At 60.3% G+C, this 20,338-nt stretch carries 13 protein-coding genes, 3 tRNA genes and 1 riboswitch; of the genes, 2 read left to right on the forward strand and 14 right to left on the reverse strand.

Going from position 1 to position 20,338, the window contains the following annotated elements:
* The 7 genes from AC3WN7_RS24955 to ltaE all read right to left on the reverse strand — a co-directional run bounded on the left by AC3WN7_RS24955 (position 1) and on the right by ltaE (position 5,969).
* Positions 1 to 77, reverse strand: a tRNA-Arg gene (locus tag AC3WN7_RS24955).
* 72 nt (positions 78 to 149) lie between these two features.
* Positions 150 to 226 (reverse strand) — tRNA-Arg (locus tag AC3WN7_RS24960).
* A gap of 107 nt (positions 227 to 333) precedes the next feature.
* A tRNA-Ser gene (locus tag AC3WN7_RS24965) sits at positions 334 to 424 on the reverse strand.
* Positions 425 to 486: 62 nt separating this feature from the next.
* Complete coding sequence (csrA, locus tag AC3WN7_RS24970; protein ID WP_002554426.1) at positions 487 to 675, reverse strand: carbon storage regulator CsrA; 189 nt, start codon at positions 673 to 675, stop codon at positions 487 to 489.
* A gap of 188 nt (positions 676 to 863) precedes the next feature.
* Entirely contained in the window at positions 864 to 2,105 is a 1,242-nt protein-coding gene (locus tag AC3WN7_RS24975) for an aspartate kinase (RefSeq protein ID WP_007971040.1), read from the reverse strand.
* 91 nt (positions 2,106 to 2,196) lie between these two features.
* Entirely contained in the window at positions 2,197 to 4,818 is a 2,622-nt protein-coding gene (alaS, locus tag AC3WN7_RS24980; protein WP_102675425.1) for an alanine--tRNA ligase, read from the reverse strand.
* 146 nt (positions 4,819 to 4,964) lie between these two features.
* Positions 4,965 to 5,969, reverse strand: a complete 1,005-nt coding sequence (gene ltaE / locus AC3WN7_RS24985; protein WP_102675424.1) for a low-specificity L-threonine aldolase — start codon at positions 5,967 to 5,969, stop codon at positions 4,965 to 4,967.
* Between the two features lie 285 nt (positions 5,970 to 6,254).
* A riboswitch (FMN riboswitch) is annotated at positions 6,255 to 6,425 on the forward strand.
* A gap of 103 nt (positions 6,426 to 6,528) precedes the next feature.
* On the opposite strand from ltaE, the gene AC3WN7_RS24990 reads away from it, so the two are divergent.
* Positions 6,529 to 7,038 (forward strand): 6,7-dimethyl-8-ribityllumazine synthase, encoded by a 510-nt coding sequence (locus AC3WN7_RS24990; protein WP_015096496.1) that lies wholly within the window; start codon positions 6,529 to 6,531, stop codon positions 7,036 to 7,038.
* Positions 7,039 to 7,163: 125 nt separating this feature from the next.
* Here AC3WN7_RS24990 and astE read toward each other — a convergent pair whose 3' ends face one another.
* The 7 genes from astE to AC3WN7_RS25025 form a co-directional block, all read right to left on the reverse strand.
* Entirely contained in the window at positions 7,164 to 8,174 is a 1,011-nt protein-coding gene (gene astE / locus AC3WN7_RS24995) for a succinylglutamate desuccinylase (protein ID WP_102675423.1), read from the reverse strand.
* A 12-nt stretch (positions 8,175 to 8,186) separates the two neighbouring features.
* Positions 8,187 to 8,477: a hypothetical protein gene (locus AC3WN7_RS25000; RefSeq protein ID WP_007971029.1), complete on the reverse strand. Its 291-nt coding sequence runs from the start codon at positions 8,475 to 8,477 to the stop codon at positions 8,187 to 8,189.
* 61 nt (positions 8,478 to 8,538) lie between these two features.
* Positions 8,539 to 9,885, reverse strand: a complete 1,347-nt coding sequence (gene astB, locus AC3WN7_RS25005; protein ID WP_015096499.1) for an N-succinylarginine dihydrolase — start codon at positions 9,883 to 9,885, stop codon at positions 8,539 to 8,541.
* A gap of 164 nt (positions 9,886 to 10,049) precedes the next feature.
* Positions 10,050 to 11,519: a succinylglutamate-semialdehyde dehydrogenase gene (gene astD, locus AC3WN7_RS25010; protein ID WP_173862149.1), complete on the reverse strand. Its 1,470-nt coding sequence runs from the start codon at positions 11,517 to 11,519 to the stop codon at positions 10,050 to 10,052.
* Positions 11,516 to 12,541 (reverse strand): arginine N-succinyltransferase, encoded by a 1,026-nt coding sequence (gene astA / locus AC3WN7_RS25015; protein ID WP_008049558.1) that lies wholly within the window; start codon positions 12,539 to 12,541, stop codon positions 11,516 to 11,518. Before astA ends, astD begins: the two co-directional genes overlap by 4 nt.
* An 87-nt stretch (positions 12,542 to 12,628) precedes the next feature.
* Entirely contained in the window at positions 12,629 to 13,648 is a 1,020-nt protein-coding gene (gene aruF, locus AC3WN7_RS25020; RefSeq protein ID WP_007971023.1) for an arginine/ornithine succinyltransferase subunit alpha, read from the reverse strand.
* Between the two features lie 214 nt (positions 13,649 to 13,862).
* Positions 13,863 to 15,083, reverse strand: a complete 1,221-nt coding sequence (locus tag AC3WN7_RS25025) for an aspartate aminotransferase family protein (RefSeq protein ID WP_102675421.1) — start codon at positions 15,081 to 15,083, stop codon at positions 13,863 to 13,865.
* 310 nt (positions 15,084 to 15,393) lie between these two features.
* Here AC3WN7_RS25025 and AC3WN7_RS25030 point away from each other — a divergent pair, with 310 nt between their 5' ends.
* Entirely contained in the window at positions 15,394 to 20,331 is a 4,938-nt protein-coding gene (locus AC3WN7_RS25030; RefSeq protein ID WP_102675420.1) for a dermonecrotic toxin domain-containing protein, read from the forward strand.
* The last annotated feature ends 7 nt before the right edge of the window (positions 20,332 to 20,338 follow it).

A 20,338-nucleotide genomic window follows, 5' to 3' on the forward strand; every position in this document is an offset into this window, starting at 1 on the left:
TGGTGCACTCGACAGGATTCGAACCTGTGACCGCTCGGTTCGTAGCCGAGTACTCTATCCAGCTGAGCTACGAGTGCAATTTGTGTTTTTAGACCAGATCACAACTGGTTGAAGCCAAGTCATTCACATTACTGCAGATGACTCTTAAATGGTGCACTCGACAGGATTCGAACCTGTGACCGCTCGGTTCGTAGCCGAGTACTCTATCCAGCTGAGCTACGAGTGCATTTGTTGCCGCGCATTATAGGCCGTCTAATCTCTATGTCAAACACTTTTTCTAGTAATTTCAACAACTTACCGAAAAAGCCAGATTACAACGTACTAAGCAAATAATGGCGGAGAACGGGGGATTCGAACCCCCGACACCCTTTTGAGGTGTACTCCCTTAGCAGGGGAGCGCCTTCGGCCACTCGGCCAGCTCTCCGCAACACGGGGCGTATATTAACCAGCTTCTTCCCCGTTTGCAAACATAAAAAACGATAAAAATTAATGGCTTGGTTCTTCGTCCTTCTCTTTCTTGATACGCAGGTAAATTTCTTCCCGGTGAACAGCTACCTCTTTGGGGGCATTAACACCGATGCGCACTTGATTTCCTTTGACGCCGAGTACGGTCACGGTGATTTCGCCATCACCGATAATCAGGCTTTCTGCACACCGACGAGTCAGAATCAGCATACCTTTCTCCTCACGCATTTCATTTCAGGGACAACAGTCTGCAAAAAAAAGGCACTCGACCCACAACCGGAGCGGTCGCAGCCCTACATGCCTGAGTATTGACTAGCGCGAGCAAAAGAACAGGCTCGAGGGTCACGCCATTCAAAAAAACAAAAGGCGCGGTCAGACCGCGCCTTTTGGCAAACGCATCACTCGCCCTGGCGGGCCGGTGCGTCCAGTTCGAAAGCCGTGTGCAGAGCGCGCACAGCCAGCTCCAGGTACTTCTCTTCGATCACTACGGAGACTTTGATTTCCGAGGTCGAGATCATCTGGATGTTGATGCTTTCCTTGGCCAGGGATTCGAACATGCGGCTGGCCACGCCTGCGTGAGAGCGCATGCCGACGCCGACGATCGAGACCTTGGCGATCTTGGTGTCGCCCACGACTTCACGGGCACCCAGCTCGCCAGCGGTTTTTTCCAGCACGGCTTGCGCCGCCTGGTAGTCGTTACGGTGCACGGTGAAGGTGAAGTCGGTGGTGTTATCGTGCGCGACGTTCTGCACGATCATGTCGACTTCGATGTTCGCGGCACTGATCGGGCCGAGAATCTTGAAGGCAACGCCCGGGATGTCTGGCACGCCACGGATGGTCAGCTTGGCTTCATCGCGGTTGAAAGCGATACCGGAAATGATCGGCTGTTCCATGGTTTCCTCTTCATCAATAGTAATGAGGGTGCCCGGACCCTCCTTGAAGCTGTGCAGTACGCGCAGCGGAACGTTGTACTTGCCGGCGAACTCGACCGCGCGGATCTGCAACACCTTGGAACCGAGGCTGGCCATTTCCAGCATCTCTTCGAAGGTGATCTTGTCCAGGCGCTGGGCCACGGACACCACACGCGGGTCGGTGGTGTAGACGCCGTCGACGTCGGTGTAGATCTGGCATTCGTCAGCCTTCAGGGCCGCCGCCAGCGCCACGCCAGTGGTGTCGGAACCGCCACGACCGAGGGTGGTGATGTTGCCGTGCTCGTCGACGCCCTGGAAACCGGCGACAACCACCACACGACCTGCCTTCAGGTCACCGCGAATCTTCTGGTCATCAATCTGCAAGATACGCGCTTTATTGTGCGCGCTATCCGTCAGAATCCGCACCTGGTTGCCGGTGTACGACACCGCCGGCACGCCGCGCTTGATCAGCGCCATGGCCAACAGGGCAATCGTCACCTGCTCACCGGTGGAGACGATCACGTCCAGCTCGCGCGGAACCGGTTGGCCGTCGCCACTGATTTGCTTGGCCAGATCGATCAGACGGTTGGTTTCGCCGCTCATTGCAGACAGCACAACCACCAGGTCATCGCCGGCATCGCGGAATTTCTTAACCTTGTCGGCGACCTGCTCGATTCTCTCGACAGTGCCGACCGAGGTGCCTCCAAATTTCTGTACGATCAAAGCCATTTCAAAGCCGCCTCTGCCCATGAAGGGCGCCCAAATAATCACTCAAACAGCGTTGCGGCCCGCCACTAGACTACGAGCCGCAAACACTGCCTTATAGACCCTGCTCTACAAACGGAACGGTCAGCGCCAGTGCTGCATCCAGTGCGCCAGCGTCGGTACCGCCGCCTTGCGCCATGTCTGGACGACCACCGCCCTTCCCGCCCACTGCCGCAGCGGCTTGCTTCATCAAATCACCGGCTTTGAGTTGGCCAGTCAGGTCTTTGGTTACGCCTGCAACCAGAACGACCTTTTCCTCATGGACACTGCCGAGCAGGATCACTGCGCGGCCGAGTTTGTTTTTCAGTTGATCGACCAGCGCCAGCAGCGCCTTGCCATCCTGACCGTCCAGACGCACGGCCAGCACTTTCACACCCTTGACGTCCTGCGCCTGGGCTGACAGATCGTCGCCCGCGGCACTGGCAGCCTTGGCTTGCAACTGCTCGAGTTGCTTCTCCAGCAGACGGTTGCGCTCCAGCACAGCCGACAGCTTGTCGATCAGGTTATCGCGGCTGCCCTTGACCAGGCTCGCCGCTTCCTTGAGTTGTTCTTCCGCCGCGTTCAAGTAAGCCAGTGCCGCAGCACCTGTGACGGCTTCAATACGACGCACACCCGATGCCACACCGCCTTCGCTGATGATTTTCAGCAGGCCGATGTCGCCGGTACGGTTGGCGTGGATACCGCCGCACAGCTCGACGGAGAAATCACCCATGCTCAGTACGCGCACGTTGTCGCCGTACTTCTCGCCGAACAGCGCCATGGCGCCTTTCTGCTTGGCGGTTTCGATATCGGTTTCTTCGGTTTCAACCTCGGAATTCTTGCGAATCTCGGCGTTGACGATCTCTTCCAGCGCTTTCAGTTGCTCAGGCTTGATCGCTTCAAAGTGGCTGAAGTCAAAGCGCAGGCGCTGACTGTCGACCAGCGAACCTTTCTGCTGGACGTGGTCGCCCAGTACCTGGCGCAATGCGGCGTGCAGCAAGTGAGTCGCCGAGTGGTTCAGCGAAGTCGCGTGACGCACTTCGGCGTCGACATGAGTCTCCACCGGAGTACCTACGATCAGGCTGCCCGAGTCCAGCACGCCGTGGTGCAGGAACGCACCACCGGTCTTGGTGGTGTCGCGCACGTCGAAACGCGCAGCACCGGCCTGCAGGAAACCGCAATCACCGATCTGGCCACCGGACTCCGCATAGAACGGCGTCTGATCGAGGACGATCACACCCTCTTCGCCTTCGCTCAGTACGTCAACCGATTGCCCGTCTTTATAGAGAGCAACAATTTTGGCGGAACCGCTGTGAGCGGTGTAACCGGTGAACTCGGTGTCCACATCGACCTTGACCAGGCTGTTGTAGTCCATGCCGAAGGAGCTGGCGGAACGGGCACGGACGCGCTGGGCTTCCATTTCACGCTCGAAACCTTCTTCGTCGATGGTCAGGCTGCGCTCGCGAGCGATGTCGCCGGTCAGGTCCATCGGGAAACCGTAGGTGTCGTAGAGTTTGAACACCACGTCGCCCGGCACCACCTCGCCTTTGAGTTCAGCCAGATCCTGCTCGAGGATCTTCAGGCCCTGCTCCAGGGTCTTGGCGAATTGCTCTTCTTCGGCCTTCAGCACGCGCTCGATGTGCGCCTGCTGGGATTTCAGCTCAGGGAAGGCCTCGCCCATCTCGGCGACCAGGGCCGCGACGATCTGGTAGAAGAAGCTGCCCTTGGCGCCCAGCTTGTTGCCGTGACGGCAGGCGCGACGGATGATCCGGCGCAGCACGTAGCCGCGGCCTTCGTTGGACGGCAGCACGCCGTCGGCGATCAGAAAACCGCAGGAACGGATGTGGTCAGCCACGACTTTCAGCGAAGCCTGGGCGTCGTTGGTGCAGCCGATGGCTTTGGCCGACGCGCTCAGCAGGCTCTGGAACAGGTCGATTTCATAGTTCGAGTGAACGTGCTGCAGCACGGCACTGATCCGCTCCAGGCCCATGCCGGTGTCCACCGACGGCGCTGGCAGCGGGTGCAACACGCCATCGGCGGTGCGGTTGAACTGCATGAACACGTTGTTCCAGATTTCGATGTAACGGTCGCCATCTTCTTCCGGCGAGCCCGGTGGGCCGCCCCAGATGTCGGCGCCGTGATCGTAGAAAATCTCGGTGCAAGGACCGCACGGGCCGGTATCGCCCATGGTCCAGAAGTTGTCGGAAGCGTACGGCGCGCCCTTGTTGTCGCCGATGCGCACCATGCGCTCGGCCGGAACGCCGATTTCCTTGGTCCAGATGTCGTACGCCTCGTCATCGCTGGCGTAGACGGTGACCCAGAGCTTTTCCTTCGGCAGGTTCAGCCACTTGTCGGAAGTCAGGAAGTTCCAGGCGTAGCTGATGGCATCACGCTTGAAATAATCGCCGAAGCTGAAGTTACCCAGCATTTCGAAGAAGGTGTGGTGACGAGCGGTATAACCGACGTTTTCCAGGTCGTTGTGCTTGCCGCCGGCGCGCACGCATTTCTGGCTGCTGACCGCGCGGGTGTACGCGCGCTTTTCCTGGCCCAGGAAGCAGTCCTTGAACTGGTTCATCCCCGCGTTGGTGAACAGCAGGGTTGGGTCGTTGCCCGGAATCAAAGAGCTGGAGGCTACACGGGTGTGGCCTTGCTCTTCGAAGAAGCGAAGGAAGGCTTCACGGATTTCTGCGCTTTTCATTAGGTTCTTCCACGGAGGCTGCGGCCAAAGGCCTGTTCGAAACGTCAACAGACGAAGCGACGGCAAAGGGCCGCATTATATCGGCCCTGCGCGCGGGGTACAGCGTGTTTATACGATAGAAACGGTCAATTGGAGCGCTAACGCTATCACTTGCGCGAAAAGTCGACGAATGTCGCGACGACTTGCTCGATTTGCCCACGGCTGACGTCCATGTGCGTGACCATGCGCAGACGCGCGGCCGCACTGAGCCTGATCCCGCGCTCGGCGGCAAAGGCCTTGAGCGCTTCGGCCTGGTCGCCCATCTGCACATATACCATATTGGTCTGCACCGGCTCGACCTCGAAGCCCGCCGCACGCAGGCCTTCGGCCAGCACTTGTGCGTTGGCATGGTCATCGGCCAGGCGCTGAACGTTGTGATCCAGTGCATACAGGCCCGCCGCCGCCAGAATACCGGCCTGACGCATGCCGCCACCGACCATCTTGCGCAGGCGTCGGGCCTTGCCGATCAGCTCGACCGAGCCACACAACACCGAACCGACCGGGGCGCCCAGCCCTTTGGACAGGCACACCGAGACCGAATCGAAATACCGGGTGATTTCCCGGGCATCCACACCCAGCTTCACTGCCGCGTTGTACAGGCGTGCGCCGTCCAGGTGCAGCTGCAAACCCTGCTCGCGGGTAAAGCTGCGCGCCCGGGCCAGGTATTCCAGCGGCAGGACCTTGCCCTGCATGGTGTTTTCCAGCGCCAGCAAGCGGGTGCGGGCGAAGTGGAAGTCGTCCGGTTTGATCGCCGCCGCGACCTGTGCCAGGTCCAGCGAGCCATCGGCCTGCACCTCCAGCGGCTGCGGCTGGATCGAGCCGAGCACCGCTGCGCCGCCACCTTCGTACTTATAGGTGTGGGCCTGCTGGCCGACGATGTACTCGTCACCACGCTCGCAGTGGGCCATCAACCCCAGCAGATTGCTCATGGTCCCGGTCGGCACGAACAGCGCCGCGGCAAACCCCAGGCGCCTGGCCAGTTCGGCCTCCAGACGATTGACCGTCGGATCTTCGCCATACACGTCGTCGCCGGTGACAGCTTTGGCCATCGCGTCCAGCATGCCGGCGCAGGGTTGGGTGACGGTGTCGCTGCGAAGATCGATAACGCTCATGAATCTGGCCTCGGTAAGCAGGGGAAATCCCTTTCAGGAAAGAATTACTGCGGGCATGGCGACGATTAATCAACCCTTGAATGAGTAAAAGACGAATTGCGCCCATGTGGGAGCGGGCTTGCTCGCGAAGGCGGACTGACAGTCGACATTTGCGCTGGATGTTCAACCGTCTTCGCGAGCAAGCCCGCTCCCACAGGCTCCACACCTTGACTGACCGGTATTGGCCATGCGCATACCGCAAATATGTGATAAAAACGCTGCGCCGCCAAACATTCCGGCGGCAAAAAACGTTCTCAGGGCGGGGTGCAACTCCCCACCGGCGGTAATTGCGCGCAATGCGCATAGCCCGCGAGCGCTTGATGACAGCACGGCTTCGGCGGTGCCTGACAGCAAGGTCAGCAGACCCGGTGTGATCCCGGGGCCGACGGTCATAGTCCGGATGAAGAGAGAACGGGATTGACACTAGAGGGCCGACCGCCGGCATTCGTGCGAGCGTGCGTACCCTCAGATCCCCTTCGATTCATAACGCCCTGTTTTTCACACAAACAGGAGTCAGAACATGCAACCCACCGCAATTGACAGCAAAAGCAAACACCATCACGGCGAGCGCGTTGCGTTCATCCAGGCCTGCTGGCACAAGGAAATCGTCGATCAGAGCCGTAAAGGTTTCCTCGCCGAAATGATTGCCCAGGGTTATCAGGAATCCGACATCGACTTTTTCGAAGTCGGCGGCGCCTTCGAAATGCCCCTGCACGCCAAGTTGCTGGCCAAGACCGGTCGTTATGCCGGCATCGTCGCGGCCGCCCTGGTGGTGGACGGCGGGATCTACCGTCACGAGTTCGTCGCCCAGTCGGTGGTCAGCGGCCTGATGCAGGTTCAACTGGAAACCGAAGTGCCGGTGTTCTCGGTGTCCCTGACCCCGCACCACTTCCATGCCGGCGAAGAGCACCAGAAGTTCTTCTTCGAGCATTTCGTGCATAAAGGCCAGGAAGCGGCGAAGACCTGTGCAGATACGTTGCACAAGATCCGTAGCCTGCGTCGTAGCGAGCCACGTGCTGTAGCTGTCTAACACCGCAATCCCCTGTAGGAGCGAGCTTGCTCGCGATGGTCTTCAACGATAACGCTGGGTATCTGGTACCCCGCGGCGTTCTCAAGTCCATCGCGAGCAAGCTCGCTCCTACAGGGGTTATCAGATCAGGACAGGTTTTCGTCGGTGGTCGGCACGACCAGGATGCCGGCACGCAGGCCATTCTTCACCCGGGGGTTCGGGAAGATGATCCGGGCGCCCTCCTCCTCGATGATCCAGCGGGTATTGGCGATGTCTTCCGCCAGCAGGTAACCCACTTCCAGCTCCGAGAAATTCTCGACGTCCGCCGGCAAGTTCAGGCGGAAACTGTCGCTGTGCTTGATGATTTCCCGTGCCACGCTGTACAGCTGCAAACCGTCCAATGCCGCTTCAGTCGGTTCAGGCTCGGTGCCTTCGATGATCTGCTTGAGGCGCGCCTCCAGCAGCGAGACGTTGACCCCGGCGTTCTGCCCGAACGGCCGCGCCTTGCCCAATTCCAGGGTGAAGGCCTCGGCACCAAGCTTGTCGTAGGTGTAGGCGCTGAACACGATGGACGGTTTGTTCTGCAGCAACACCGCTTCCATGCCGGCGGCACGCAGGCGCGCCAGTTCCTGACGCGAATGCTGGCGGTCTTCTTTCCACGGGTACAAGGCGAACTGCTCGATTTTCGAGCCACGAATCGCCGTGTGCAGGTCGTAGTGCAAGCGCTGACGGTCCGGCAGGCTGAAGAAGCTGGCCGCCAAACGCTCCAGCTCACAGGCACGCAGGGCTTCGGAACCGCTGCTTTGTTCGTGACGGCCGTTGAACAGCCGATTGACGTCCTGCTCGACAAAGCGCTCGCCTTTGCGAATCGCTTCGGGGTTGCCGAACAGGAACAGAATACGTGCGCGCGGCTTCAGATCGCCGCGGGCAATGTCGTGCAACAGGCGATCGAGCAACTCGATCGGCGCTGTTTCGTTGCCATGGATCCCCGCCGACAGCAGCAGGTCCAGGCCATTGTCACGCGCTTCAGGTGGCCGGACTTCCAGCGCACCTTCGCTCAACCAGCGCATGCGCACGCCTTCGACAGTCAGTTGAGTCTTCTCCGCCGGTTCGCGGCCGGCGAGGGTCAGTTCAAGCAGTTTGCCGAGGGCGAGCATAGAGCGGTTTCCTTAGTGATCGTGGTTGCAGTCCGGGCCGTGAACATGGTCCTCATCGTCGGTGAGGTCAGCCGGTTCCATCTCCAGTTGCAGACTTACCAGATTAGTCGCCAATGGGCGCAGCAGCAGGTTGGCGTATTCGGCATCGCCTTCTTCGACGTCCACGCCGATCAGCAACTGGCCACGGCCGTCCTGCTGGATCCACAGCTCTTTGCCTTGCCACAGGACCGCGACGCGGGTGCAGGACGTCTCCAGTTGCGTGCCGTCGGTGTCTTCAAGGATCAGCTGCAGGGTATCGCTCATGTGTTTACGCTCTCGTTTGAGATGAAGCGACGCGCTGCCATCCGGGGCAGCGCGTCGTCGATCAATTGATCTGGAATGGATAAACCGCGCCCAGTTTAAGGATTTGCGTCAATTCATCCAGTGCCGTCCGGCACTCAAGCAGCAATTGCGGGTCCGCCAGATCGTTTTCGGTCATGCGGTCGCGGTAGTGCTTCTCGACCCATTCGGTCAGTGTGCCGTACAACGGTGCCGTCATGATAACCCCTGGGTTGACGGCCGCCAGTTCGGTTTCGTTGAGTGCGACGCGCAACCGCAGGCAAGCCGGGCCACCGCCGTTCTGCATGCTCTGTTTGAGATCGAAGACTTTCACTTCGCGGATCAGCCCGCCGGAGCTGGTCAAACCCTGCAGGTATTGCCAGACACGTTCGTTGCCACGGCATTCTTCCGGCACGATCAATAGCATGGAGCCGTCAGGACGCGACAGCAGCTGGCTATTGAACAGGTAGGAACGAACCGCGTCTTCCACACTTACTGCGGAACGCGGTACGCAGATCGACTGAAATTTCCCACCGGCCTTGGCGAGTTTGCTCTGCAATTCAGCGAGCATCTTCTCGGTCTCGAGGAACGCGTCCTCGTGATAGAACAGCACTTCGCCGTTGCCGACCGCGATCACATCGTTGTGGAACACGCCCTGATCGATCACCGACGGGTTCTGCTGGGCGTAGACCACGCCGTCATCGCTCAAGCCGTGCAGACGGGCAACCGCCTGGGACGCTTCGAGGGTCTGGCGCGCCGGGTACTTCTGCGGAGCCGGGTAGCGGGTGTCGAAGGCGCTGCGGCCGAACACGAAGAACTCGACGCCGGCTTCGCCGTACTCACGGCAGAAACGCGTGTGGTTGGCCGCACCTTCGTCACCGAACTGCGCCACGGCCGGCAAGGCGGCATGGTGGGCGAAGTGTTTCTGGTCAGCGAACATCGCACCCAGCACGCGGCTGGTGGTCGGGTGTTCGATACTGCGGTGATATTTGCAGTTGAGGTTGGCAGCGGTGAAATGCACACGGCCGTCAGCGGTGTCAGCGCTCGGGCTGACGGTGGCGGCGTTGGCCACCCACATGCTCGAGGCCGAGCAACTGGCCACCAGCAGCGGCATCGCGTCTTTGGCAGCGCGCTCGATCACTTGAGCGTCGGTGCCGCCAAAGCCCAGGCGACGCAGTGCGGCCACATCCGGGCGCTCCTGCGGTGCCAGCACGCCTTGCTGGAACCCCATTTCCATCAGCGCTTTCATCTTCGCCAGGCCTTGCAGCGCCGCTTCCTTGGGGTTGGAAGACTGCTGGCTGTTGCTCTGGGACGCGACGTTGCCGTAGGACAGGCCGCCGTAGTTATGGGTCGGCCCCACTAGACCGTCAAAATTGACTTCATAGGATTTCATCAGCGAGGCTCCACGAGAATCTGTTGTTATAGGCATCGAGTAACAAATGAATAAGACCGAGGCGTGGCCTTCGCGGGCAAGCCCGCTCCCACAGGTTCGGTGGTGTTCACACATCTTGTGTTCCACTCAACCATTGTGGGAGCGGGCTTGCCCGCGAATGGGCGCTACGCCATTTTCACGCCTGGCGTCAGAGCCGCAGGCATCACCAGGCTCGGCGTTTCCAGCGAGGCCACCGGGTACGCGCAGTAATCCGCTGCGTAGTAGGCGCTGGCGCGATGGTTGCCCGAGGCGCCGACGCCGCCGAATGGCGCGCTGCTCGCGGCACCGGTCAGTTGCTTGTTCCAGTTGACGATACCGGCACGGCTTTCCAGCCAGAATTGCTGGTAACGCGCTTCGGAGTCCGACAGCAGGCCGGCGGCCAAACCATAAGCAGTGTCGTTGGCTTCAGCGATCGCCGCTTCAAAATCAGCGTAGCGGATCACTTGCAGCAACGGGCCGAACAGCTCTTCGTCAGGACGATCGGCGACGGCGGTCACATCCAGGATGCCAGGGGTCAGCAAGGCCGACTGAGCCTGAAGTTGAGTCATTTCCAGCAACGCCACGGCGCCATTGGCCAGCAGGTGTTGCTGGGCATCCATCAGCGCTTTTGCCGCACCGAGGGAAACCACCGAGCCCATGAATGGTGCCGGTTGTTGATCGAAGGCACCGACTTCAATAGTCGCGCTGACGGCAACAAGGCGCGCCAGCAGCGAGTCGCCCCAGGCGCCTTGCGGCACCAGCAGGCGGCGGGCACAGGTACAACGCTGGCCGGCGGAGATGAACGCCGACTGGATGATGGTGTACACCGCGGCATCGAGGTCGGCGACCTGATCGACCACCAGCGGGTTGTTACCGCCCATTTCCAGCGCCAGGATCTTGTCCGGACGACCGGCGAACTGCTGGTGCAGGTGATTACCGGTACGGCTGGAACCGGTGAAGAACAGACCGTCGATGCCCGGGTTCGCCGCCAGGGCGATGCCGGTTTCGCGAGCACCTTGCAGCAGGTTCAACACGCCGGCCGGCAGACCGGCCTCGATCCAGCACTTGACCGTCAGCTCGGCCACTTTCGGCGTCAGTTCGCTGGGCTTGAACAGCACGCTGTTACCCGCCAGCAGTGCCGGCACGATGTGGCCGTTCGGCAGGTGACCCGGGAAGTTGTAAGGACCGAACACCGCCACCACACCGTGGGGCTTGTGGCGCAGCACAGCGGTGGCATCGCCCAGCGGGCCGCTCTTCTCGCCGGTACGTTCGCGATAGCTCTGCACCGAGATGGCAATCTTGTTGACCATGCTGGTCACTTCAGTCGCGGCTTCCCACAAAGGCTTGCCGGTTTCCTCGCCAATGGTGCGGGCCAGTTCATCCGCATGGTTTTTCAGCGCAGCAGCAAAGGCTTCCAGCACCGAGATACGCTCTTCCAGGGTACGCCGCGCCCAGCCCGGGAACGCCTGACGCGCCGCCTGCACAGCCGACTCGACCTGAGCGGCGGTGGCACCGACGCCGGCCCACAGCACCTGCTGGGTCACCGGGTTCAGCGACTCGAAGGCTTCGCCCTGACCTGCCAGCCATTCACCTGCGATGTAAAGCGACTTCATTATTTCGACTCCCGAGCTGCGGACAACGCCACGGCGCGCACTTGATCGCCAGCGTTGAGTTGAAGACGTTTGGCGGTCTGCGGATCGACCACCAGGGTGCCGGCGGCCAGACGTGCCGGCGCAGCAGTGATGCGGCAGTCTTCGCGCTTGCGGTTGTGAATGATGAATGGCGTGGCGTCGTCACCCGGCGTGCCGACGGCCAGCACCAGCGCCTGGCTGTCGCGTACCGCACGGATCTTGCCGGTTTCGCATTCGATGGCCGGGCCTGCGTCGAAAATGTCGACGTAGCCCTGGTAGCTGAAACCTTCGCTCTTGAGCATGGCCAGCGCTGGCTCGGTGTCCGGGTGAACCTGACCGATCACGTTGCGCGCATCCGGCGACAGGAAGCAGGTGTACAACGGGAATTTCGGCATCAGTTCGGCGATGAACGCCTTGTTGCCCACGCCGGTCAGGTAATCGGCCTGGCTGAATTCCATCTTGAAGAAGTGGCGCCCCAGGCTTTCCCAGAACGGCGAACGCCCGGCTTCGTCGGAAACACCGCGCATTTCGGCAATGATCTTGTTGCCGAACAGTTGCGGGAATTCGGCGATGAACAGCATCCGCGCCTTGGACAGCATGCGGCCGTTGAGGCCGCTGCGGTAATCGGCGTGCAGGAACAGCGAGCACAGCTCGGAATTGCCGGTCAGGTCGTTGGCCAGGAACAGCGTCGGGATTTCGCGATAGATGTTCAGCTCTTGGGAAGCGCTAACGGTCAGACCGACCCGAAAGTTGTACCAGGGCTCACGCAGGCCGACGGCGCCGGCAATGGCGGAAATCCCCACCACGCGACCGTCGTCGTCTTCGAGCACGAACAGGTAGTCCGCATCGCCCCGCCCGGCTTCGCCGCGAAAGGTCTTCTCGGCCCAGCCGACCCGATGGGCCAGACGCTCTTCGTTGGCCGGCAAGGTGGTCAGGCCGGTGCCGGTGCTGCGGGCCAGGTCGATCAGAGCGGGTAAATCGCTGCTGCGTACGGGACGAACGATCATGCTATCTCCTCAAACGGGCCGCTTGCGCCACCCGTGAAACTCGCTGCTTTACTAAGCATTCACTCTTTATAGGCATAGCAGCAGGTGTTAAACCGCCACCAGGCGCACGCTGGCACCTTCACCAACGCCCAGGGCTTCGGCCGCTTCCAGGTCCAGGGTCACCGGTTTACCCGGCGCGTAGTCAAGCTCGAGCATGACTGCGCGGTAGTCCTGCAACTGGGCGTTGGCCACCAGGTACTGACGACCGACACCTTTGACCGGCTCGCCGATCTTCACCGGCACCACGCGGCTCTGGGCGATCGAACGGATCCCCGAGACGCGGGCATGCAGGGTCGGGCCGCCGTCGAAAATGTCGATGTAGTGATCGGTCTCGAAACCTTCGCGCATCAGGATGTCGAAGGTGATCTGCGCCCGCGGGTGCACCTGGCCCATCGCTTCTTGCGCGGAGTCCGGCAGCAGGGGCACGTAGATCGGGTAATGCGGCATCAGTTCGGCGAGGAACGTACGGCTCTTGAGGCCGCACAGACGCTCGGCTTCAGCGTAGTTGAGGTCGAAAAAGTTGCGCCCGATGGCATCCCAGAATGGCGAGTCGCCGTTTTCATCGCTGTAACCGACGATCTCGGTCACCACGGAATCGGCAAAACGCTCCGGATGGCTGGCCACGAACAGCAAGCGGCCACGGGAGTTGAGTTCCGACCACGGCGAACCCACCAGATCGCGCTGCACGTAGAAACTGGTCAGCAAGCTGTTGCCGGTCAGGTCGTGGCACTGGGAGAGCACGTGGATCTTGTTGTGAATCTTCAGCTCGCGTGAAGCGTGCACGAAGGTTTCGTTGCGAAAGCTGTAGAACGGCTCGGAGTAACCGGCCGACGCGACAATGGCCGAGCAACCGACCAGCTTGCCGGTGGCACTGTCTTCGAGGACGAAGAAATAGCTTTCCTCACCGTTGAAGCTCACTTCGGCGGCGAACGAGGCTTCGCTTGCCGCGATCTTGTCGCTCAGGCGCTCAACGTCATCCGGCAAGGAAGTGACACCAATCGGACTGTCCGCAGCCAGACGCTGTACCTCGCCCAGATCAGCCATTTGCGCGGGGCGCATCACCAGCATGGTGTCACTCCTTAATCTCAGAACTTACAGAAGAAAAATCCCGGACCTACACAGAGATCAGTGTGGGAGCGGGCTTGCTCGCGAAAGCGGTGGGTCAGACAGTAAAAATGTTGACTGATACACCGCTTTCGCGAGCAAGCCCGCTCCCACATTTGATCGTGCCCGGCATCAAAATTGGGTTCGACGCCTGAACGGTCAGGCGTCGAAGGGTCTATCAGGCTTGCGTCAGTTTCGCTGCGGCGCGTTCGAAGCGGTCCAGGCCGGCATCGATATCGGCGTCTTCCACCACCAGGCTTGGCGCGAAACGCACCACGTCCGGGCCGGCTTGCAGGACCATCAGGCCTTCTTTTTCAGCGGCGTTGAAGATGTCCTTGGCCTTGCCTTTCCACGCATCGCTCAACACGCAACCAATCAACAGGCCCATGCCACGCACCTTGGTGAACAGGCCGTACTTTTCGCCGATCTGCTCAAGGCGCGCCTTGAACTTGTCGTGCTTGGCGTTGACGCCAGCCAGCACTTCAGGGGTGTTGATCACGTCGATCACAGCTTCCGCGACCGCACACGCCAGCGGGTTACCGCCGTAGGTGGTGCCGTGGGTGCCGACGACCAGGTGCTTGGCCAGCTCTTCAGTGGTCAGCATGGCAGCGATCGGGAAACCACCGCCCAGGCTCTTGGCACTGGTCAGGATGTCCGGAGTCACGCCGTAATGCTGGTAGGCGAACAGGTGGCCAGTGCGGCCCATGCCGGTTTGCACTTCGTCGAAGATCAGCAATGCGTTGTGCGCGGTGCACAGTTCGCGGGCACCTTGCAGGTATTCGAGTTCGGCCGGGATGACACCGCTTTCGCCCTGGATCGGCTCCAGCACCACCGCGCAAGTCTTGTCGGAAATGGCGGCTTTCAGCGCGGCCAGATCGTTGTACGGCACGTGGGTGATGCCGGTGATTTTCGGACCGAAGCCATCGGAGTACTTCGACTGGCCACCGACGTTCACGGTAAACAGGGTACGGCCGTGGAAGCTGTTGAGCGCGGCGATGATTTCGTACTTCTCGCTGCCGAAACGGTCGAAGCCGACGCGACGGGCCAGCTTGAAGGCGGCCTCGTTGGCTTCGGCGCCGGAGTTGCAGAAGAAGGCACGGTCGGCAAAGGTGGCGTCGACCAGCTTGTGCGCCAGGCGCAGGGCCGGCTCATTGGTGAATACGTTGGACACGTGCCACAGCTTGTTCGCCTGCTCGGTCAAGGCACCGACCAGCGCCGGATGCGCATGGCCCAATACGTTAACGGCAATCCCGCCGGCGAAGTCGATCAGCTCGCGACCGGACTGGTCCCAGACGCGGGAACCGGCGCCACGCACAGGAATGAATGCGGCAGGCGCATAGTTGGGAACCATTACCTGATCGAAATCGGCGCGTTGTACCGCAGCGTGCTCAACGGACATCGGAGTCTCCTGAAGAGAAAACACTCGCCTGAAACTGGCGAGCTTGGTGAGGATTGTAAGGACAGTTTTCAGCCCGGCCTTGCCGCCAAGCGACAACTTCTTATAGCGCAAACCCCGGATTTTCCCGGGTTTACGGCAATGCGACATATAGGGTCGCAAAGGCGCAGTTTAACTGGCGGCGGACGTTTGCGGCAGGTCGCTGTGTCGTAGCCCATGCCGATTCCATGAATGCGGTAGATATGTACCGCGCGTCGACTTCGATTACGGGTTTTCCTGACGGTCTATCAACCGCAAGGGTGGACCTATCCCGATGAATACCGAAAATCCCGACATCCCTGAGACTTTCAGGCCCGACGCGCATTACCAGCACCTGATGAACGTCATTCCACCCTGGCTTCGCCAAACCACGCCAAAACGGCGTGAAGCGCTGCGCAACATCAAGCCGGTGTTGCCCACCCCCATCAGGAATGCATCTAAAGATCAGCACGCCGAACTCGGTCGACTCATTACCCGGCAGACGACGAGCCAGAACCGGGTCGATCAGGCCCTGGCGAATCTGCTGGACCCTGCAGCCTTCGCCGAACCCATGCTCAAGGGCGCACTCAAGACACGATTCGGCCTGGAAGCGGACGTCAGTAAAATCTTTCTGCGCCTTTACATTCCCGCGCACATCCCCTGGTTGCGTCTGAAGTCCGGAGCCGCGCGCACCTGGACCGTGTCGTTGCTGGACGCTGCGCTGCACAACTTCGAAAGCGCCGAAACCGAAGCCGACGCTTTTGAACCCACCTCGACTTACATCACTGCGCCCTCTTCCACCGGGCACTTCAGCACCCTGCCACAGATTCTGGCGACGATGCCCATCACGGCGTTCACCCAACTGTGCCGCGAGCTCGACATTGGCGAGCGCTATAAAAGTTACCTGGCCGACAACCTTGGCATCAGCAACCCGGTAGCTGCGGCGATCCTGCAACCGAAAATTCGCGAAAGCCAAAAAACCGCACTGACCGTCGCCCTGCAGATGGCGCAGATGCAAAACCTGCTGACCAGCGACGTTCATCAGCCGCTCCTTCGCCTGCTCTCCGATGCACACGGTCAATCCTGGCGATGCCATGACCTGACGATCATGAATGCCCGCCTGACCGGCATCGTGCTGTTCGCCCCGGGACTGGAGCGCGCCCGCGAAGAGGTCCGGGTAGTGGCCTACATTCCTGACGACCCTGAACATCCCATCAAGCAATACCCCTCATCGGCGGCATTCGCCGAGGAACTGAGCCAGCGCCTGCGGGCGCCCGACTATCAACAGTTTTTCAGTCGTTTTATCAATCATGAAGACCGCGGCTACTTCTTCGCCGAGCTGAACAACCGCCTCGATCCCATCACCTGGCAACCGGTCCCACCTGGCGATCCACGGCCGACCTGGAGAGAAAACCCCAGCCAGCGCCCCGACCTGCAAATGGCAGTAACGCCAATCAGAGGTGACCTGTGGGTTCATCTCTATCAACGCAAACTCGACAAGATACTCAATGACGCGCGCGTGATCGCCGTGTCGACGGCCACGGTCGACCGCAAGGCCCGATGGGCGTTATGGGACTCCTTCACGGAAATCGCCTCGGCGCTGCTGAACATCGCAGCCTTCATTGCGTTGCCGTTCGTCCCGTTCCTTGGCGAGCTGATGCTGGCTTACACGGCCTATCAGCTGCTGGATGACACCTTCGAGGGTGTTGTCGAATGGGCAGAAGGCCTGACCAACGAAGCCTTCGAGCATTTCATGGGGATGGTTGAATCTGCAGTGCAACTGGGCACTTTCGCGGCAGGTGGCATGATCGCCGTCAGCGAATTTCGCGCGGTCCTGCCCCGGGAAGTCGTGCAATTCATCGACCGCTTCAACGCCGTGAAACGCCCCAATGGCGAAACCCGCTATTGGCAGCCCGACCTGACGCCTTACGAACAAACCGTCGCGATCCCCAACGACGCGAAACCCGACTCGATGGGACTGCACACCCACCAAGGCAAAACCCTGCTGACACTGGACAACCGCCGTTACTCCGTGACCGAAGATCCGCTGACCGGGCGCCATCGCATCCAGCACCCCACGCGTCCCGAAGCTTACCAACCCACCCTGAGGCACAACGGAAAAGGCGCCTGGCACACCGAACTCGAGCAGCCACTGACCTGGGACCAGGCCACCCTGCTGCGGCGTATCGGTCCGGACATGCAGCGTTTTTCCGAGCGCGAGCGCGAGCGCATCCTCAGCATCAGCGGCTGTCACGAAAACGCCTTGCGCAAGATGCATGTCGACGCCGAACAGGTACCGCCGCTGCTGGCCGACACCCTCAAACGCTTCAAGATTGATCAGGACCTGCAGATCTTCATTGATCAAATCGGCAGCAATCGTGCGGACAATTACCTGAAGGCCGATCCGCTGATGCAACTGGAACTGCTCTGCGACTACGGTGACTGGCCAGCGGACAAGGGGCTGCGACTGGTCGATGCAACAGGAGAAACCCTCTGGGAGCGCGGCGCGGGCAACGAGGTCGTGGTGCAGATCAATCTAGCGCAACTGGACGATGGCGACCTGATCAACACCCTGTTGCAACACCTCGACAGCACCGACGCACGCTCAGTGCGCCGCTACCTGACAACGCTTGCCGCCGACAAACGGGAAACCCTCTTCAGCCAGCGCTACCGCAAAATCGAACAAGGTGCGCGCCCCTTGGTCCAGCGTATTATCGACAGCGAACCCGGTTTGCCAACCAGCCTCGCCGAAGCACTGCTCGACAGCGCCAGTGCCGCCGAACGCGAGCAACTGGAGCGTGGAACATTGTCCAAACGCCTCACGGAACTGGCACAGGAGGCCGGCCTGCAGGTGCGCGTCACTCGCGCTTATGAAGGGCTCTACCTGTACTCGACGCGCAACCATCTCGACACCGATCGCCTGGCGTTGCACACCCTGGAACGCTTGCCTGGCTGGTCGGGACAACTGCGCCTGGAAATCCGCCAATACACCCACAATGGGCCGCTGATCGACAGTATTGGCGAGCCGGACGCGCCCTTGCGCAAGGTGCTGGTGTTGACCGATGAAGGGGCGTATCAGGCCTACGACGACGCCGGCGAACAGCTCAGTAGCACTGACACCCTTTATTCCAGCCTGTTACAGGCGCTGCCCGACAGCGAGCGAATCGCCCTGAACATCAACATCGGCGAGGGCGAAAGGCTCAAGCGGCTGATTCGCACCCACGCCGTCACTCGTGAAGCACTGCGTGCGCTGCTGGCGCAACGGCCGAATATCAAGCCTGCCTACGATCCGGCGGTGATGCGCTTGCTGGGCGGGGGCGATGGTTATCGCTGGATGCCGGCCAACACCCCTTCATTACAAAGCCACATCTATCGATTGTTTCCCCATCTGAGCCCAGAGGAACTGCAAGCCTTTGCCGCACGATTGCAAAGCAATCCCGGCGGACCGCGCGCAGAACTCCAGCGCCTGTTTTATCAACACGCGCAATTGATTGAGCAATTGAGCACCTGGTGCGACGAGATCCCGTTGTATGTTCCGGGCACGCAAATCCGCTTGAGCATCGAGCAGCTCGCCAGCCAACGGTATGCACGCCGACAAATGATAGCCAGATTGCTCGACTGCTGGCGGCGTCAGGCCACCTACGACAGCGCCCATGGCGTACCGGTTTCCTTTGAATTTTCCCAGCCGGTTGTTGGCGAGCTGCCAAAGTTGAACGTCGATTTCCCTCAGGTGCGCAGCGTGACGCTTGAGGGTCATCGTGCTACCCGTGGTGTGAATGATTTTTTGAAGGGGTTTTCCAGCCTCAACCGCCTGGCGCTACGCAACTTCGAACTGGGACAGTTGCCGGACGCCATTGCCCAATGGCCCCAACTCGACACACTCATCCTCAGCGACTGCGCCGTGACCCTCACAGAGCAGAGTCGCGCCACCCTGTCTGCCCTGAACCAATTGACTGCGCTCGACCTGTACAAAAACCCGCTCGGTGTGTGCCCTTCCCTGGAAAACATGCCGAAGCTGAACTACGTCGATCTTTCCGGTACCGCAATTACCCGCATTCCCGAGGGCCTGGTGAATCACCCGAGCATTCGAACCGCCATTTTGAATGACAACCAGATCACCGAATTGCCCACCGCCCTCTTCGATCTGCCCGGCGACATCAGCGAGGGATTTGATTTTGGCAACAACCCTCTGTCCCCGACCACCCGGGAACACATCAAGCGTCACTATCAGCGAACCGAAAAGGACTTTGGAGCCCATGCCGAACAGGTCGATATCGATCGCGTCAAAGCCCTCTACCCAAGTCTGGACAACGAAGAGGCCAGCGACTTCGTCTATCGCTTACCCGGCACCCTCGCAGAGGGTCGAGCTGACCTGACCCGTCGCGAGCTCGAACTCACCCGACTCGGTATCGAGCTGAGCCGGTGGACGGCCGATGTGCCCGACACCCATTCCGTTACTGGCGCCCCGCTGACGGCCGAGGAGATTTTTGCCGAGCACGTAAAAAGAGACGAATTCAAACAAAACCTGGAACGCTGCTGGCGCCAGATCCCCATCGAAAACATTGCCGTGGGTGAATACGGATTCGTCTCACACCTGCCAATCATGGGTGACCTGCCGACGCTGTCAGCCGACTTCAGTCATGTGCCCGAAATGTACCTGACGACCGCCCATGGCATTGCACCTGGACTTGGCCGGTTCCTGGACAGTTTTACCAACCTGGACACCCTGACCATACGGGGATACCAACTGGGCAACCTTCCCGAAGCCATCTTCAGAATGGGCAGGTTATCGGTGCTGAGCTTGGCGGAGTGTGGCATTACGCTGACTCCGGAAACCGTAGAGGCCCTGGCGGGCATGGAGCACCTTGACTACTTGAGCCTGCGGGACAATCCACTCGGTCCAGGCCCTGACCTTAGCCACATGACAGAAATATCTTCACTGGACTTGAGCCATACGGGTATCACTGAAATCCCCAAGGGAGTGCTGAGCATCACGACCTGGACCGACGTTGACCTGAGCTTTAACGCCATTACCGAGATGCCGCCCGAACTCATGGAGGTCGACCCAGGTGTCGGCGAAAGCTTTGACTTCAGCGGCAACCCGTTCAATGCGCAAAGCTTGCAACGCATCGCTGCGTACTTTCGCGCAACCGAGAATGATCTGGGTATCGACGAGATAGCCGACATGCCGGTGCCGGAGGACGGGGCGCCCGACACCGACATTGAAGACTGAGTAACGG

The sequence above is a fragment of the Pseudomonas sp. FW305-70 genome (assembly GCF_058783925.1).

Excerpts from the sequence above, each read along its gene's own strand:
- ltaE (WP_102675424.1), bottom strand. The coding sequence starts at position 5,969 with ATGAGCGTTATCGATCTTCGCAGCGACACCGTCACCCAACCCTGCGCC.
- csrA (WP_002554426.1), bottom strand. The coding sequence starts at position 675 with ATGCTGATTCTGACTCGTCGGTGTGCAGAAAGCCTGATTATCGGTGAT.
- astA (WP_008049558.1), bottom strand. The coding sequence starts at position 12,541 with ATGATCGTTCGTCCCGTACGCAGCAGCGATTTACCCGCTCTGATCGAC.
- AC3WN7_RS25025 (WP_102675421.1), bottom strand. The coding sequence starts at position 15,083 with ATGTCCGTTGAGCACGCTGCGGTACAACGCGCCGATTTCGATCAGGTA.
- AC3WN7_RS24975 (WP_007971040.1), bottom strand. The coding sequence starts at position 2,105 with ATGGCTTTGATCGTACAGAAATTTGGAGGCACCTCGGTCGGCACTGTC.
- AC3WN7_RS25030 (WP_102675420.1), top strand. The coding sequence starts at position 15,394 with ATGAATACCGAAAATCCCGACATCCCTGAGACTTTCAGGCCCGACGCG.
- astE (WP_102675423.1), bottom strand. The coding sequence starts at position 8,174 with ATGCTCGCCCTCGGCAAACTGCTTGAACTGACCCTCGCCGGCCGCGAA.
- AC3WN7_RS25000 (WP_007971029.1), bottom strand. The coding sequence starts at position 8,477 with ATGAGCGATACCCTGCAGCTGATCCTTGAAGACACCGACGGCACGCAA.
- alaS (WP_102675425.1), bottom strand. The coding sequence starts at position 4,818 with ATGAAAAGCGCAGAAATCCGTGAAGCCTTCCTTCGCTTCTTCGAAGAG.
- astB (WP_015096499.1), bottom strand. The coding sequence starts at position 9,885 with ATGAAATCCTATGAAGTCAATTTTGACGGTCTAGTGGGGCCGACCCAT.
- AC3WN7_RS24990 (WP_015096496.1), top strand. The coding sequence starts at position 6,529 with ATGCAACCCACCGCAATTGACAGCAAAAGCAAACACCATCACGGCGAG.
- aruF (WP_007971023.1), bottom strand. The coding sequence starts at position 13,648 with ATGCTGGTGATGCGCCCCGCGCAAATGGCTGATCTGGGCGAGGTACAG.